18 protein-coding genes are annotated in these 16924 nt (G+C 27.0%); all 18 read left to right on the top strand.

All coding sequences use genetic code 11. The annotated features are described in order from the left end of the window. Positions 1–6 precede the first annotated feature (6 nt). The 18 genes from ACFYH6_RS10205 to ACFYH6_RS10120 all read left to right on the top strand — a co-directional run bounded on the left by ACFYH6_RS10205 (position 7) and on the right by ACFYH6_RS10120 (position 16886). The gene (locus tag ACFYH6_RS10205; protein ID WP_416178552.1) at positions 7–531 is read left to right on the top strand and encodes a SpoIIIAH-like family protein; all 525 of its coding nucleotides are present in this window, start codon (positions 7–9) and stop codon (positions 529–531) included. A gap of 79 nt (positions 532–610) precedes the next feature. Further along, positions 611–997, top strand: a complete 387-nt coding sequence (locus tag ACFYH6_RS10200) for an Asp23/Gls24 family envelope stress response protein (protein ID WP_316343855.1) — start codon at positions 611–613, stop codon at positions 995–997. Between the two features lie 123 nt (positions 998–1120). Continuing rightward, complete coding sequence (gene nusB / locus ACFYH6_RS10195) at positions 1121–1525, top strand: transcription antitermination factor NusB (protein WP_316343854.1); 405 nt, start codon at positions 1121–1123, stop codon at positions 1523–1525. Positions 1526–1547: 22 nt separating this feature from the next. Then, complete coding sequence (locus tag ACFYH6_RS10190) at positions 1548–2411, top strand: tetrahydrofolate dehydrogenase/cyclohydrolase catalytic domain-containing protein (RefSeq protein WP_316343853.1); 864 nt, start codon at positions 1548–1550, stop codon at positions 2409–2411. Further along, a complete protein-coding gene (gene xseA / locus ACFYH6_RS10185) occupies positions 2386–3588 on the top strand; it encodes an exodeoxyribonuclease VII large subunit (RefSeq protein WP_316343852.1) in 1203 nt (400 codons plus the stop codon). The genes ACFYH6_RS10190 and xseA overlap by 26 nt, the downstream gene beginning before the upstream one ends. 21 nt (positions 3589–3609) lie before the next feature. Continuing rightward, the gene (gene xseB / locus ACFYH6_RS10180; protein ID WP_316343851.1) at positions 3610–3822 is read left to right on the top strand and encodes an exodeoxyribonuclease VII small subunit; all 213 of its coding nucleotides are present in this window, start codon (positions 3610–3612) and stop codon (positions 3820–3822) included. Beyond that, positions 3815–4684 carry a farnesyl diphosphate synthase gene (locus ACFYH6_RS10175; protein WP_316343850.1) on the top strand — a complete coding sequence of 290 codons (870 nt, stop codon included), beginning with the start codon at positions 3815–3817 and terminating at the stop codon, positions 4682–4684. Before xseB ends, ACFYH6_RS10175 begins: the two co-directional genes overlap by 8 nt. Before the next feature lie 19 nt (positions 4685–4703). After that, positions 4704–6563: a 1-deoxy-D-xylulose-5-phosphate synthase gene (gene dxs, locus ACFYH6_RS10170; protein WP_316343849.1), complete on the top strand. Its 1860-nt coding sequence runs from the start codon at positions 4704–4706 to the stop codon at positions 6561–6563. A gap of 11 nt (positions 6564–6574) precedes the next feature. Beyond that, entirely contained in the window at positions 6575–7384 is an 810-nt protein-coding gene (locus ACFYH6_RS10165) for a TlyA family RNA methyltransferase (RefSeq protein WP_316343848.1), read from the top strand. Positions 7385–7474: 90 nt separating this feature from the next. Further along, positions 7475–8326 carry an NAD(+)/NADH kinase gene (locus ACFYH6_RS10160; RefSeq protein ID WP_416178551.1) on the top strand — a complete coding sequence of 284 codons (852 nt, stop codon included), beginning with the start codon at positions 7475–7477 and terminating at the stop codon, positions 8324–8326. Between the two features lies 1 nt (position 8327). After that, entirely contained in the window at positions 8328–8777 is a 450-nt protein-coding gene (locus ACFYH6_RS10155) for an arginine repressor (protein ID WP_316343846.1), read from the top strand. Between the two features lie 16 nt (positions 8778–8793). Then, positions 8794–10488 carry a DNA repair protein RecN gene (gene recN / locus ACFYH6_RS10150; protein WP_416178550.1) on the top strand — a complete coding sequence of 565 codons (1695 nt, stop codon included), beginning with the start codon at positions 8794–8796 and terminating at the stop codon, positions 10486–10488. Between the two features lie 182 nt (positions 10489–10670). After that, positions 10671–11855: a SpoIVB peptidase gene (gene spoIVB / locus ACFYH6_RS10145; protein ID WP_416178549.1), complete on the top strand. Its 1185-nt coding sequence runs from the start codon at positions 10671–10673 to the stop codon at positions 11853–11855. 227 nt (positions 11856–12082) lie between these two features. Then, positions 12083–12892 carry a sporulation transcription factor Spo0A gene (spo0A, locus tag ACFYH6_RS10140; RefSeq protein WP_291708217.1) on the top strand — a complete coding sequence of 270 codons (810 nt, stop codon included), beginning with the start codon at positions 12083–12085 and terminating at the stop codon, positions 12890–12892. A gap of 239 nt (positions 12893–13131) precedes the next feature. After that, entirely contained in the window at positions 13132–13650 is a 519-nt protein-coding gene (locus ACFYH6_RS10135; RefSeq protein WP_416178548.1) for an NUDIX domain-containing protein, read from the top strand. A 162-nt stretch (positions 13651–13812) separates the two neighbouring features. Beyond that, a complete protein-coding gene (spoIIM, locus tag ACFYH6_RS10130) occupies positions 13813–14448 on the top strand; it encodes a stage II sporulation protein M (protein WP_316345540.1) in 636 nt (211 codons plus the stop codon). Between the two features lie 70 nt (positions 14449–14518). Continuing rightward, entirely contained in the window at positions 14519–15397 is an 879-nt protein-coding gene (locus tag ACFYH6_RS10125; RefSeq protein WP_316345541.1) for a tyrosine-type recombinase/integrase, read from the top strand. 184 nt (positions 15398–15581) lie between these two features. After that, a complete protein-coding gene (locus ACFYH6_RS10120) occupies positions 15582–16886 on the top strand; it encodes a pyrimidine-nucleoside phosphorylase (RefSeq protein ID WP_416178547.1) in 1305 nt (434 codons plus the stop codon). Positions 16887–16924: the final 38 nt, after the last annotated feature.

The following is a 16924-nucleotide window of genomic DNA, read 5'->3' as shown; positions in this document are numbered from 1 at the left end:
ATCAAAATGACAAAAAAACAATTTGGTATTATTTTCACACTTATGGCTCTTATAGTATGTGTAGGAGTTGTAGCAGCTAGGATAAATAAAACTGGCTTAAATGATCCAACAGATTTTAGTCAAGTAATATCACAACAAGGAACAGATGAAGATAAAGAAAAAGATAATGATAAAGAAACTATTGGAAATAAAGAATATTTCTATAGTTTAAGAAGTGAAAAAGATCAACAAGATGCAGTTACAATGCAAGAATTAGATGAACTAATTAAAGATGAACAAACTTCACAAGAACAAAAGGATTTAGCATCAAATGAATTAAGAGAAAAAACTATGATGAAGGATCAAGAAGGCAGAATAGAAGTAAGTGTAAAAAATAAAGGCTTCGAGGATGTATTATGTTCCATTGAAAAGGGTACAGTTAGAGTAGTAGTTAAAGCAGATGAACTAACAGAAGCTGATACTGCTTCAATTCAAGAAATTGCTGAAAATATTTCAGGAATAAGCGATATAATAATTGAACCAAAGAAATAATTCATTGTAATATAGAAATTGCTTTGATATAATTAACATAAGAAAGAGTTTTGAAATCAAAACGCTAGGAGGTAATCAAATGGACAATATGAACTACGAAGAAAATTTAGGTATAGTTAAAATATCTGATGAAGTTGTTAGCGTTATAGCTGGAATAGCCGCAGAAGAAATAAATGGAGTAGAAGATCTACAACACATGGCTGGTAATAACATATCACAATTGCTAAAAGGTAAGAAAAATGCTGGAAAAAATGTTAAAGTAACTTTAAATGAAGACTATGCTACTATTGAATTAAATTTAGCTGTAGAGTATGGTGTTAAAATACCTGAAGTGGTAAGTGCTGTTCAAGATAATGTTAAGAAAACTGTTGAAACTATGACGGGATTAAATGTTACAGCAGTAAACATTAATGTTCAGAACATTTATGTTCCTAAAATAGAAAAATTAGAAAACAAAGAAAAATAATCAAACCCTCTGATTTTTCAGAGGGTGTTTTTCTTGTGCTTTAAATAAATTTGTTGTAGTATATTTATGATTAGAAAGTTTTATAAGGTTAATAATATTATTAACAGCACTTAGGAGGATAAGATGAATAGAAAAAGATCTAGAGAAATAGCAATGGAATTACTATTTGGAATGACTTTAAGCAAAAATACACTTGAAGAAACTATAGAAACATTCCTAGAAGACTACGAAATGAAATTAAATACTATAGACTTAGATTACATAAAAGAAATACTTTTAAAGGTAGAAGAAAATAAAACTGAGATTGATAAAAAAATAGAAGAAGCTCTAACAAATTGGAAATTAGAGAGAATTTCTAAAGTGAATTTATCAATATTAAGATTAGCTATTGGAGAAATGCTTTATATGGAAGATGTTCCTGAAAAAGTAGCTATAAATGAAGCAATAGAAATGACTAAAAAATATTCAGAGGATAAAAGTGTATCTTTTATAAATGGGGTACTAGATAAAGCATTTAAGAATTTATAAAATAAATAGGGGGCTGTTTTCCGTGAAAAATATAATAGATGGTAAAAAGATTTCTTTAGAAATAAAAGAAGAAATAAAAGCATTTGTAAAAGAAAGAGTAGAAAAAGGTTTAAGAGCACCTAAAATAGCATCTATATTGATTGGAAATGATGGAGGATCCATTTACTATATCAATAATCAAGAAAAAGTGGCAACTTCTCTTGGAATTGAATTTGATAAGATTATTTTAGACGAAGGTATAGAAGAAGATAAACTTATAAATATAATAAGTAAATTAAATGAAGATAAGGGTGTGGATGGAATAATTCTACAGCTTCCTTTACCTAAAAACTTAAATGAAAAGAAGATAATTAATGCTATTTCACCAGAAAAGGATATAGATTGTTTAACTTATATTAATCAAGGTAAACTTTATTGTGGAGAAAATGTATTTTTGCCTTGCACACCTAATTCTGTTATAACATTATTAGAAAAATATAATATAGAGTTACAAGGTAAAAATGTTGTTGTTATAGGTAGAAGTAATATAGTTGGAAAACCTGTAGCTCAACTATTACTTAATAAAAATGCTACAATAACTATATGTCATTCAAAAACTAAAGATTTAAAAGATATTTGTAAAAAAGCAGATATATTAATTGTGGCAATTGGTAGAGCTAAATATATAAATAAAGATTATATTAATAAAAAATCTATAGTAATAGATGTTGGTACTTCATCTTTAAATGGTAAAATAACAGGTGATGTAGATTTTGATGATATTGTTAATGAAGTAGAAATGCTGACGCCAGTACCAGGTGGAGTAGGAGCATTAACAACTACTTTATTAATAAAGAATTCATGTGAGGCGTTAGTAAAGTATGAGAATGAAAACTTTAACAGTTAGTGAAGTTAATAATTATATAAAAAAAATATTAGACAATGATTATATTTTAAATAACCTAATAGTAAGAGGGGAAATATCTAATTTAAAATATCACAGTAGTGGGCATATTTATTTTTCTCTAAAAGATGCAAGTAGTAAAATTAATTGTGTAATGTTTAAAAGTAGCTGTATTAATCTGGACTTTAAACTTGAAGATGGAATGCAGGTTATAGCAGTAGCTAGATGTTCAATATACCAAGGAACAGGTTCTCTTCAATTATACATTGATAAATTAGAAAAAGAAGGATTAGGTGAGCTTCACATTAAATTTGAAAATCTTAAAAAGAAACTTCAAGATGAAGGATACTTTAGTATTGAAAATAAAAAGAGTATTCCTAAAATGCCAAGAAGAATTGGGGTAGTAACATCTGAAACAGGAGCAGTAATTAGAGATATAATAAATGTAACAAAAAGAAGAAGTTCATTAGTTGATATTGTTTTATATCCAGCATTAGTACAAGGTGATGGTGCATATAAGACTATTATAAAAGGTATAAAATATTTCAATAATAAAAAAAATGTTGATACTATTATTATTGGAAGAGGTGGAGGTTCATTAGAAGAACTATGGAACTTTAATGAAGAAGAGTTAGCAAAGGAAATTTTTAAATCTAAAATTCCTATAATTTCTGCAGTTGGACATGAAGTTGATTTTACAATTTCTGATTTTGTAAGTGATTATAGAGCATCAACTCCTTCTCAAGCAGCAGAAATAGCAGTACCTTTAGAAAGTGATATCAAAAAATCTATAAAAGACTATGAAAGTAATATTAATAAGATAGTTTTAGATACTTTAAATTACGAAAAGGAAAGATTATATAATTATAAAAAATTAATGACATCCATGAATCCTGAAGTTACCTTATCTAATTCTTATATTGAAATAGATAGAACTTTAGATAAATTAAATAATCTTATGTTGAATAAGCTTGATAAGGAAAAAATGAAAATTCATTCCCTTAATGAATTACTTAAAGCACATAATCCCATAAATGTTTTAAATAAAGGATATGCAATAGTACAAGATAAAGATAATAACATTATTCCTTCAAAGAAGTCTTTGGGAGAGATAGAAGAAATAAACATTCTTTTTAATGATGGAAAAGTTAAAGGGAAAATTATAAAAGATTTTAATTAAATTAAAGGGAGTTGAAGGTTTATGGCTAAAAAAGAATCTTATGAAGAGATGTTAAATAATCTTCAAGAGATATTAAATAAAATGGAAAGTAATGATCTACCACTTGAAGAATTAATGAAAGAATATGAAAGTGGAGTTAAGTTAATAAATAAATTATATAAAACCTTAAATTCTTTAGAGGGCAAGATAAGTGTAATTAAAGAGGAAATGGAAATGGAGCTAAAGAATGAGTAATAAAATAAATCATTATAGGGATTATATTAATAGTTATTTAGATTTGTACTTTAACAATAAAGGAAGTTATAATAGAATTATATATGATGCAGCAAGTTATAGCCTTAATATAGGAGGAAAAAGAATAAGACCTATATTATTCTTATTAACTTATAGTTTATATAAAGATAATTATAAAGACGTAATAGAAATGGCCTCAGCAATGGAAATGATTCATACTTATTCTCTTATACATGATGATTTACCATGTATGGACAATGATGATTTAAGAAGGGGAATGCCTACTAATCATAAAAAATTTGGGGAAAGTATAGCTATATTAGCAGGAGATATGTTATTAAATGAGGCAATGAGTTTACTTATGCTTTTTTCTATAAAAAATGGGGGGAGAGCTTTACTTGCAGCTAGGGAAATATCAGAAGCAGCAGGACCAGAAGGAATGATTGGAGGTCAAGTTGTAGATATTATGGCTGAAAATAAAGAGATATCTAAGGAAGAACTTATCTATATGCATAATAAAAAAACTGGTGAGCTAATAAGAGCTTCAATTGTATCTGCCGCTATTTTAGCAGATGCACCTAAAAAAGATATTGAAATATTAAATGAGTTTGGATTAAAGCTAGGTTTAGCCTTTCAAATAAAAGATGATATTTTAGATATTACAGGTGAAGTATCAAAGCTTGGGAAAAATATTAATTGTGATGAAAATAAGTCAAACTTTATATCTTTATTTGGCTTAGAATATTGTGAGAGAGAATGTGTAAGATTAACAAATGAATGTATTGAATTGTTGAAGAGCCTTTCTGTAGATGCTATTGACTTAAATGAATTAACTTTAGAGTTATTAAATAGAGAATTTTAATAGAAAGAAAGGTTTGATTATGGGTAGAATATTAGATAAGATTACCTCTATTGAAGAAGTAAAGAAATTAACAAATATAGAATCAGAAGTATTAGCTTCTGAAATTAGAGAGTTTTTAATAGATAGTGTTTCTAAAACTGGTGGACATTTAGCTTCTAACTTAGGAGTAGTTGAATTAACTATTGCCTTATTTAAAAGTTTCAATTTAGAAGAGGATAAAATAGTATGGGATGTTGGACATCAATGCTATGTTCATAAAATTTTAACAGGAAGAAAAGATCAATTTGATAAGCTAAGAAAATATAAGGGCTTAAGTGGATTTCCCAAAAGATGTGAAAGCAAGTATGATGCCTTTGATACAGGGCACAGCAGTACATCTATATCAGCTGCTCTAGGAATGGCTAGAGCTAGAGATATTAAAAAAGAAAAAAATGAAGTAATTGCAGTTATTGGTGATGGAGCATTAACTGGAGGAATGGCTTTAGAAGCTTTAAATGATGTTGGATTTAAAAAAACTAAAATGATAGTGATTTTAAATGATAATCAAATGAGTATTTCACCAAATGTTGGTGGAGTATCTAAGCACTTAAATAAGCTAAGAATGGAACCAAAATACAATAAATTAAAATCAGAAATAAATGAAACATTAAAATCATCTAAAGCTGGAGAAAAAGTTGCTACATATATTTCGAAATTTAAAGATGGACTAAAACAATTTATAGTACCATCAATGCTTTTTGAAGATATGGGATTAAAATATATAGGACCTATAGACGGACATAACATAGAACTTTTAAACGAAGTTTTTGAAATGGCAAAAAAGATTAATGAACCAGTAATAATTCATGTAGTTACTAATAAAGGTAAAGGATATGAATTAGCAGAAAAAAATCCTAATAAATATCATGGAGTTAGTCCTTTTGATTTAGAAAGTGGAGAAGTTAATACTAAAAGCAGCAAAAATTACTCTAAAGCTTTTGGCGATGCAATGATTGAATTAGCAAAGGAAGATGATAGAATAGTAGCTATAACTGCAGCTATGCCAGATGGAACTGGGCTTAAAGAATTTGCTAAGGAATTTCCAAATAGATTTTTTGATGTAGGAATTGCTGAAGGACATGCAACTACTTTATCAGCAGGATTTGCAGCTGCAAATTTGAAACCAGTTTTTGCAGTTTACTCAACCTTTCTACAAAGAGCATTTGATCAACTAATACATGATGTTTGTATTCAAAATATGCCAGTAGTATTTGCTATAGATAGAGCAGGTTTAGTAGGTGAAGATGGTGAGACTCATCAAGGAATATTTGATTTATCATATTTATCAGCAGTACCTAATATGACTGTTTTAGCTCCTAAGCATTTAGATGAAGTAAAGATAATGCTAAAATGGGCATTAAATCACAATGGACCAGTTGCACTAAGATATCCAAGAGGTGGAGACTTATGTGGTAACTTAAAGCCTTTAAATTCAATAGAATATGGAAAATGGGAAAGAGTGTCTGATGGAGAAAAAGTTGCAATTATAGCTGTTGGTAAGATGCTACAATATTCTATTTTAGCCAAAGAAGAATTATTAAAGCAAGGAATTAATCCATTAATAGTTAATGCAACTTTTGTAAAACCTTTAGATAATAACATTTTAAGAGAACTAATAAATGATGGTTATGATATTGTAACTATAGAAGATAATATTACTAACGGTGGATTTGGTAGTTATGTATTAATGAGCTTAAATGAATTAGGTTTTAAAAATAAATTTAAAGCTTTAGGATTTAAAAATAAATTTGTACATCAAGGTGATATTAATACATTATATAAAGAAAATAAATTAGATGCAGAAGGAATTGCAGAATCAATCATAGAACTTTATAAATAAAGGAGATAAAAATGTCTGTGAAAAAAGAAAGACTTGATATACTTTTAGTTGAAAAAGGAATATTTACCTCTAGAGAAAGAGCAAAAACAAGTATAATGGCTGGTAAAATATTTGTTGACGGACAAAGAGTAGATAAAGCTGGTGAAAAGGTCAGTGTAGATGCAGAAATTATTTTCAAAGGACAAGAAATACCTTACGTAAGTAGGGGAGGATTAAAGCTTGAAAAAGCAATGAAGGAATTTGGAATTTCCTTAGAAAATAAAACTTGCATGGATATAGGAGCCTCAACAGGTGGATTTACAGATTGTATGCTACAAAATGGAGCAAAAAAAGTTTTTTCAATAGATGTAGGATATGGACAATTTGCCTGGAAACTAAGAACAGATCCAAGAGTTGTTTGTATGGAGAGAACAAATATTAGATATGTAACTCCAGGTGATATAGGAGAACTTGTTGACTTTGCATCTATAGATGTGTCCTTTATTTCATTAAAAAAAATTATGCCTGCTACTATAAATTTATTAAGTAACGAAGGTGAAGTTGTTGCCCTAATTAAACCTCAATTTGAAGCTGGTAAAGAAAAAGTAGGTAAAAAAGGTGTAGTTAGAGATATTAATGTTCATAAAGAAGTAGTGAAAAGTATAGTTGATTATTTGTACTCTGAAAATTTAAATATATTAGCAGTAAGTTATTCTCCAATTAAAGGCCCTGAAGGGAATATTGAATATTTAGTATATTTTACAAAAGATAAAAATAGAGAATCAACATTTTCTGTAGATGATATTGAAAATACTGTGAACGAATCACATAATTTATTATAATTTTATATTGAATCTTATTAAAGGCTTCTAGAATTAACTTGAAGTCTTTAATAAAATTTATGGTATAAGTAAACCACAGGGGGCATGATTGTGAAGAGAGTTGCTATTGCAATTAATTTAGATAAAGATAAAAATATGGAAATGGCTTTAGAAGTAAAAGAAAAGCTAAATAAGTATTTTGATGATATAGAAGTTATCATGCTAAACAGTTATGATATAATTAATTATAAGTTTAGAGATTTACTAGATCTAATAATAGTATTAGGTGGAGATGGGACAATATTAAGTGTAGCTAGGGGGATTAATGGGAAGCTGGATGTACCTATATTAGGTATAAATATTGGAAATCTAGGGTTTTTATCAAGCGTAGAGTTTTCTGATATAGATAAAGCTTTTAAAAAATTAAAAGATGGAAATTACACATCTGAAAAAAGAATGTTATTAACTTGTGATTTTTCTTTAGAAAAAGTAATTAATGAATCACTAGCATTAAATGATATAGTAATTGCAAGAGGAAGCTTATCTAGAATGATAAGATTTGATATATATATAGACGGAAAACGATACTATAATTATAAAGGAGATGGTCTTATTATAGCTACTCCTACGGGTTCAACAGCATACTCCTTTTCAGCTGGAGGACCATTTGTTTATCCAACTGTAGATGCAATTACATTAACTCCAATTTGTGCCCATACCACTGGGATTCAACCTATAGTATTAAATAGTAATAGTAACATTGAAGTAAGAATAAAAAGTAATAATGATGAAATTAATGTTATTTTTGATGGTCAAAGCACTATTACTCATATAGATGAAGTTATAGTAAAAATAAAAAAGGCAAAAGAATATGCAAATGTTATTTTATTTGATGACTATGATTATTTTAAAGTATTGAGGGCAAAAATTATAAATAATTGGAAAGATTGTGAAGGTGATTAATTTGAAGCTAAGAAGGCATAACAAGATACTAGAGATAATTAATGAAAAGGATATAGAAACTCAAGAAGAATTAGCAGAAGAGCTAAAAAAGGCAGGCTTTGATGTTACTCAAGCAACAGTATCAAGAGATATAAAAATACTAAAATTAATAAAAATGCAAGGAATATCTGGAAGTTATAAGTATGCAGTTTCTTCTAAAGAAAGCAAGGATATTAATGAAAAATTATCTAGCATATTATCTAATGCTGCTATATCAGTAGAAAATGTTGATAATTTTGTTGTAGTTAAAACCTTAACAGGTTCAGCTATGGCTGTAGCTGAAGCAATTGACACATTATTTGATACTGAAGTTGCTGGTACAATAGCAGGAGATAATACTATATTTATTTTAGCTAGAAGTTTAGATAAAGCTGAAGAATTAGTTGATAAGGTTAGAAAAATGATTTTATAAATAAAAGGTGATATTAATGTTATTACAATTAAATATTAAAAATTTTGCGTTAATTAGAGAATTATGTGTTGAATTTGGAAAAGGATTTAATATCTTATCTGGTGAAACTGGAGCAGGTAAATCTATTTTAATTGATACAATAGATTACGTTTTAGGTGGAAAGTTTTCAAAAGACTTAATAAGATATGGTGAAGACAAAACTTTTGTAGAAGCAGTATTTTCAATAGAAAACCCTGAAATTTTAGATATACTAAAAGAACTTGATATAGATGATGAATTATTAATTATTTCTAGAGAGACAACCTTATCAGGTAAGAGTATTATCAAAATTAATGGAAAATCTGTGGTTTTAGCTTTTTTAAAAAGAGTAAGAGAAAAATTATTAGATATACATGGTCAGCATCAAAATCAGAATTTATTAAATAAATCAAGCCATATACAGTACTTAGATGATTTTATTGGAGAAGAAATATACTGTTATTTAGATAAATACCAAGAGTTAAGAAAAGAGCAAAATTTAATTGTAGAGAAAATAAAAGAGTTAAATGGAAATACTGATAGGGATAAATTACTTGATTATATAAAATTTCAAATAGACGACATAGAAAAGGCAAATCTTAAAGTTAATGAAGAAGAGGATTTAAAGGAAGAGTTTAATCTTCTTTCTAATGCAGAAAAAATATCCTTGGCATTAAGAAAAAGTTATGCTTTATTAGATAGTCCAGTTGAAGGAATATCTATAAATGAAGGATTGTCTAAAGTAGTAAATGAATTAGCAAACGTTGAAAAGCATTTTGAAAAAATTAAAGAAAAAAGAGAAAAAATAGAAGACTCACTTTATATTATAGAAGAAATTTCAAGGGATATAAGGGATCTTTCATCTGAAATACATTATGATGAATTTGAATTAGAAAAAATAAATTCAAGAATATATGAAATAAGTTTATATAAGAAAAAATATGGTGAATCTGTTGAAGAAATATTAAATTATTTGCAAAAATTAAAAGATCAATATGATGAGCTAGTTAATTCTGAAGAAATAATAAATGAATTAAATTTAAAAAAATCAAAGATAGAAGAAGAAATGAAAGAATTATGTTTTGTAATGCATGATATAAGAGAAAAATATGCAATAAGTCTTGAAGAAAAAATTAAATATGAATTGAATTATGTAGGTATGGAAAAATCAGTAATAAAAATAGATATTGAAACTACAGATATATTTAATTCTAGAGGATTTGACGAAGTTACATTTTTAATATCTACAAACCCAGGTGAACCTTTAAAAGTTTTAGAAAAAGTAGTTTCTGGAGGAGAACTTTCAAGAATAATGCTTGCTATGAAATGTGTATTTGTAGATAAAGATCAAATTCCAACATTAATTTTTGATGAAATTGACACTGGAATAAGTGGAACTATAGCAAAGAGAGTTGGAGAAAAAATGTTTGAAGTTTCCGCTAAGCATCAAGTATTATGTATAACTCATTTACCTCAAATAGCAGCTTTATCAGATTGTCATTATTTTGTTTCTAAAAGAGTAGAAGAGGGTAAAACTTTTACTGAAATAAAAACACTAGACAAATATGAAAAAATTAAAGAAATAGCTAAAATGACAAGCGGAGATGAAGTCAGCGATGTAACATTAGAAAATGCATCTGAAATGGTTGCCTTTGCTGAATTAAAGAAACAAGAAATATTAAAATGTATATAAACTTATACATAAGTAAATATAATTTTGAACAAACTAAAATCATGGTTATTTGCCATGATTTTAGTTTTTTATTTTTTAAAGTTATATCTTTAAAATTTTTAACGATTTTAACAAACTTAATACAGCATATAAGAATGGTCATGAGGGAAAGTTAAATACAGAGAAGCAAAGGAGGAGATAAAATGAAAATGAAAAAAATTAAATATGTAGCTATGATAATAACTCCAATGTTTATTCTGAGTTTATTTACTTACTTCTATTTGTTTAATATACCTAAAAGAATTTATATTAATGAAGATGCTGAAAGTATAAAAGTATCAAATAATATATTTATAAAGGATAGTAAAATAGTTAAGGATAAATTAGAATTAAAACTTTTAGGCTTAATTCCAATTAAATCAGTTTCAGTTTCTAAGGTAAAAGATTTAGAAGTATATCCAGGAGGGTTAAATGTTGGAATAAAAATATCAACAAAAGGAGTCTTAGTTGTAGGACATTCAGATATTGATTCTATTGAAGGAAAGGTAGAAAGTCCTGCCAAAGCTTCTGGTATAGAATTAGGAGATATAATAACTAGAATCAATGGAAAAGAAATAGAGAATTCAAGAGATTTATCTCAAAAAATAAGTAAATTAGAAACAGAAAATATATGGGTAGAATATTTGAGAAATGGAATAAATAATAAAAAAGAAGTACATTTGGAAAAAGAAAATAATGAATATAAATTAGGACTTTGGGTAAGAGATTCTACAGCAGGGATAGGAACATTAACTTTTTATGATAAAAAATCAAATTTATTTGGAGCTCTAGGACATCCAATAACAGATGGTGATACTAATAAACCCTTTAATATAAAAGAAGGAAACTTACTTAATTCATCAGTAATAAGCATAAAAAAGGGAGAAAAAGGAGCACCTGGGGAATTAAAAGGTTTATTTGTAAATGAAAGAGAAAATATTGGTAAAATCGACAAAAATACAGAATCAGGAATTTTCGGAGTTGGCTCAGATAATTTAATAAATAGTGTATATAACAAACCTATTAAAGTTGGATTTAGAAGTGAAATTAAAGAAGGGCCTGCAAAGATTATTACTACTATAGATGAAAATGGACCTAAAGCCTATGATATTGAAATACTTAAATTATTATCACAAGAAGAGCCTGGTGCTAAAAGTATGATAATTAAAGTAGTAGATCCTGAATTGTTAGAAAAAACAGGTGGAATTGTTCAAGGAATGAGTGGTAGTCCTATAATTCAAGATGATAAATTAATAGGAGCAGTTACTCACGTATTAATTAATAAACCAGATGTAGGATATGGTATATATATCGAATGGATGCTTAAAGATGCAGGAATAATAGAATAGTATAAAATTATTTAAAATTTTCCAATATAAAATTTTGAAAAAATTGTAAAAAACCTATTTTATTTAAATAATTTGTGATATAATGAATAAGAATCCTTTATAAAACAAAAGTATTTTAATAGAATGTCTATAAATAAAGTTTATAGAAGATTTATAAAGATAAAAATGAAAAGAACTATTATTTACTCATTTAATGTGGAGTATACGGGAAGATGGGGGAGAAAAGTATGAATGACTCTAAAATTTCAGTTTTAATAGCTGATGATAACAAAGAATTTTGCAGTATATTAAATGACTATTTGTTAAATCAAAGAGACATAATAGTTACTGCAGTTGCTAAAGATGGAAGGGAAGCTTTAGCTTTAATTGAAGAAAAACAACCAGACTTAGTGGTGTTAGATATTATTATGCCACACTTAGATGGTTTAGGAGTTCTAGAAAAATTAAATTCTATGAATTTAGAAAAAATGCCAAGAATAATTGTACTTTCTGCGGTAGGCCAAGACAAAATAACTCAAAAAGCAATAACTCTTGGTGCAGATTATTATGTTGTTAAGCCTTTTGATATGGATGTATTTACAAAGAGAATTAGAGAATTATTTAATGGTTCTTCAAATGATATTGTAAGAAAACCAACAAACACTATATTAGAAACTGAAAATAAGCCAATGTCAAAAGGACCAATAGACTTAGAAACAGAAATAACAAACATAATTCACGAAATAGGAGTGCCTGCACATATAAAGGGATATATGTATTTAAGAGAAGCTATTACTATGGTAGTTAATGATATGGAGTTATTATCAGCTGTAACTAAGGAGTTATATCCTTCAATAGCTAAGAAGTACAATACAACTGCTTCAAGAGTAGAAAGAGCAATTAGACATGCAATTGAAGTAGCTTGGGGTAGAGGACAAGTTGATGCTATTAATAGACTATTTGGATACACTATCCACAATGAAAAGGGTAAACCAACTAATAGTGAATTCATTGCAATCATTGCTGATAAGCTAAGACTTAAGAATAAAGTAAGCTAAATTAATTATTGGATTTTAAAAAAGAAAAGTTTACAATTATAAATATTATAAAAATAAGTTTAAAAATTTTATTTTAGCAGATAAATTTTTAAATGATAGTATATTAAATCCTTCATTCAGATGATTTTAGATATCAGTTGAATTGGAGGGTTTTAATTTTTAAATTTTTATTTATATTAATTACTATGATATACTATATATAAGATAAATTTATGATAGTAATAATTAAAGGAGAAAATATGGATTTAAAAGAAAAAATAATTATTGAAAAACCAATATATAAAGGAAGCTTTTTAGATATAGTAAATGTTGATGTAGTATTGCCTGATGGTAATAAAGTTTCAAGAGATGTAGTTAAGCATCCAGGGGCAACTGCAATAATTGCTTTCTTAGATGAAGAAAATATAATCTTAGTAGAACAATTTAGATTAGCTTTAAATCGAATAATGTTAGAAATTCCTGCTGGGAAGATTAATAAAAATGAAGAAACTATGGAATGTGCAAGAAGGGAATTACAAGAGGAAACAGGATATATAGCAAAAAACTTAGAATATTTAGGAAGCATAGCTACTGCACCAGGCTTTTGTGATGAAATAATATACTTATATAAAGCAACTGATTTAACCTTAGGTGATAAAGATGAAGATGAAGATGAATTTACTAATGTAAAAATAATGAATATTAATAAGGTAAAAGAAATGATAAAAAAAGGTGACATAATTGATGGCAAAACAATAAGTATTTTTACTTATTTATAAATTTATTGTGAAAAGCTATGTTAAATTGATTAATTAATCAATTTAACATAGCTTTTTAATTTTATCTTTATAATACTTTTTTTATTTACATATATTCAATTATGAATAATAAAGAAGTAATTATCATATTATGATTTATAGCAACTTATTAGGGGGAGTATTATGAATATAATTGAAAAAATGAATTCTAATTTTAAGGAAAATAAAATTTTTTATTTATTGGTATTAACATTTTTCTTTGTTGGAATATTACTAGGTGCATATACCATAAAATATATGGATGGAGTAGATGCAAAGGATTTATCTGATTATTTTACAGGATTTATTAAAAGTATTGTAAATCAAGAAATTAAAACTAATGAATTACTTATTAGCATTTTTAAAAATAACATATTAACTATATTACTTATAATAGCACTTGGGTTCACAATTTTTGGAGCTCCTTTAATTTTAATCATTGATTTAGTAAAAGGATTTACTTTAGGATATACTTTTAGTTTTTTATTAACTACCTTCGATGGAAAAGGCATTTGGATAGCATTAATTTCAACTGTTCCACAAAATTTACTTTATATACCTTTTTTTGTTGGAATAAGTATAATTTCATTAGAACTTTCATCAGCTAAGGTTAAAGAAAAGTTTTTTGGTGGAGTAAGGTTTAGTAAGGAGATATATAGTGGACTATTTATGAAATTATCGTTCTTTTTTATATTATTTATAGTAGGAGTTTTAATTGAGTGTTATTTAAGCCCAGGATTGATAAGACTAGTGGTTACTAATGTTTATAAATTAACTTAAGCCAATGAAAATAAAGAAGGGATTAAGAATTTTTTGTCGAATAAATAATATATTAGGATAGGGGATTAATATGAAAGAAATTGTGAATAATTATAAGGAAGCTTTATTAAAGAGCCATAAAAGTGAAAATACTGTTTATGCATATGTAACTGATGTTAATTTATATGTGAAATATTTAAATAGCAAAGAAATTAATATAGATGAAACTGATAACGTATCAGTGCTTGGATACATTCAACATTTACTAAGTCAAGGAAAATCAGAGAGATCTATTAATAGAATAGTAATAAGCTTAAGAAGCTTTTATAACTATTTAAAAGATCAAGAAGTGGTTAGAGAAATTCCTAAGATTTATTATAAAAATACCTCAACAACAAGAAAACTACCAGAAATTTTAACTATTGAAGAGGTAGACAGAATAATTAGAATTGTAGATAAAGATTCTAATAAGGGGATAAGAGACAATGCTTTGTTAGAGCTTATGTATGCAACAGGCATGAAGGTTTCTGAAATAATTAACATTAAAGTTTTTGATGTTAATTTAGAATTGAATTTCGTGAAATGTATAGATAACAAGCACTTTGAAAGATTAATACCAATAGGTAGAAGTGCAGTAATAGCCTTAAAAGAGTATCTTAGTATAAGAGATAGAGTGGCTTGTGAAGGTGTAGATAATTTATTTGTTAATTTAAATGGAAATCAATTAACAAGACAAGGTGTATGGAGAATAGTAAAAGAATATTCGCATAAGGCTGGAATTAAAAAAGAAGTTAATTTAAATACCTTTAGACATTCATTTGCTGTTCATTTATTACAAAATGGTGCAAATGTCAGAGCAGTACAAAAACTTTTAGGAAATCAAGTATTAACTTATATGGACACATATTATGAAATAATAAATAATGATAAAATCAATATAGTATATAAAAACTCCCATCCTAGAGCATAATACTAGTAAATAATTTATAATTCTATGTTTTTGCTATTGAAAGGAGTAGATAAATTTTATTAGTTCTATAACATATAAAGAAAAAAGGCTTATAGAGATTTTTTATGCTATTATAATATATATAATTATATTTATATAATAAACTTTTGAATAACTTGCGTAAATAATAGGAGGACATATTCTAATGAGAATGTATGACATTATTCTAAAAAAAAGAAAAGGTCAAGAATTAACTAAGGAAGAAATTAATTTTTTCGTGCAGGGGTTTACAAATGGAGAAATTCCAGATTATCAAGCTTCTGCATTACTTATGGCAATATTTTTTAATAAGATGAATAAGAAGGAAACGGCAGATTTAACTATGGCAATGGTTAATTCGGGAGAGGTAATAGATTTATCTTCAATAAATGGAGTGAAAGTAGATAAGCATTCAACAGGTGGTGTTGGAGATAAGACTAGTATTTGTCTTACACCTTTAGTTGCTTCATTAGGGGTACCAGTATCAAAAATGTCAGGAAGAGGTTTAGGACATACTGGAGGTACTATTGATAAATTAGAGTCTTTTAATGGTTTTTCTGTAGAGCTTACAGAAGAAGAGTTTATTAATAATTCTAATAAAATTGGAATAGCCATAACAGGTCAAACAGGAAATATAGCACCTGCTGATAAAAAATTATATGCCTTAAGAGATGTTACTGCAACTGTAGATAATATGTCTTTAATAGCTTCAAGTATTATGAGTAAGAAAATAGCTTCAGGTGCTGATGCCATAGTTTTAGATGTAAAGGTAGGAGATGGAGCATTTATGAAAACTCCTGAAGATGCAAAAGCTCTTGCAAGAGAAATGGTTGACATTGGAACATCAGTTGGTAGAAAAACTATAGGAGTTATATCTGATATGGATCAACCTTTAGGATATGCTATTGGAAATGCCCTAGAGGTAAAGGAAGCTATTGAACTATTAAAGGGAAATGGACCAAAGGATTTATTAGAATTAACATTAACTTTAGGAAGTTATATGCTTATTTGTGGTAATAAAGCAAAGACTTTTGAAGAAGGGAAGGCTTTATTATTAGAAAATATAAATAATGGAAAAGGAATAGAAAAATTAAAGGAATTTATCAAGGCACAAGGAGGAGATCCATCCTTTGTTGATGATACTGAAAAATTACCAAAAGCTAAATATATTGAAGAAGTAAGAGCTAATAATAGTGGAGTAATAACAAAAATTAATGCTGAAGCATTTGGATTAATTGCTATGGAATTAGGGGCTGGTAGAGAAACAAAAGAAAGTGAAATAGATCTTGCTGTTGGAATTGTTCTTAATAAAAAAAGAGATGATGAAGTTAAAGCAGGAGATATATTAGCATATATTCATAGTAATGATAAAAATAATATAGAAAAGACTAAAAATAATATTTTAAATAATATAGTTATAAGTGAAAAAAGCACAGAAAAACTACCTTTAATATATGGAATAGTAGAATAATAGTGATATAAAAATATGATAAGAAGATTTATTCTTTT

The organism is Clostridium sp. HCS.1, assembly GCF_047900555.1.
Lineage (GTDB): Bacteria > Bacillota > Clostridia > Clostridiales > Clostridiaceae > Clostridium.
The sequence above is the reverse complement of the archived record's forward strand: the minus strand, read 5'-3'. Positions and strand labels throughout refer to the sequence as shown.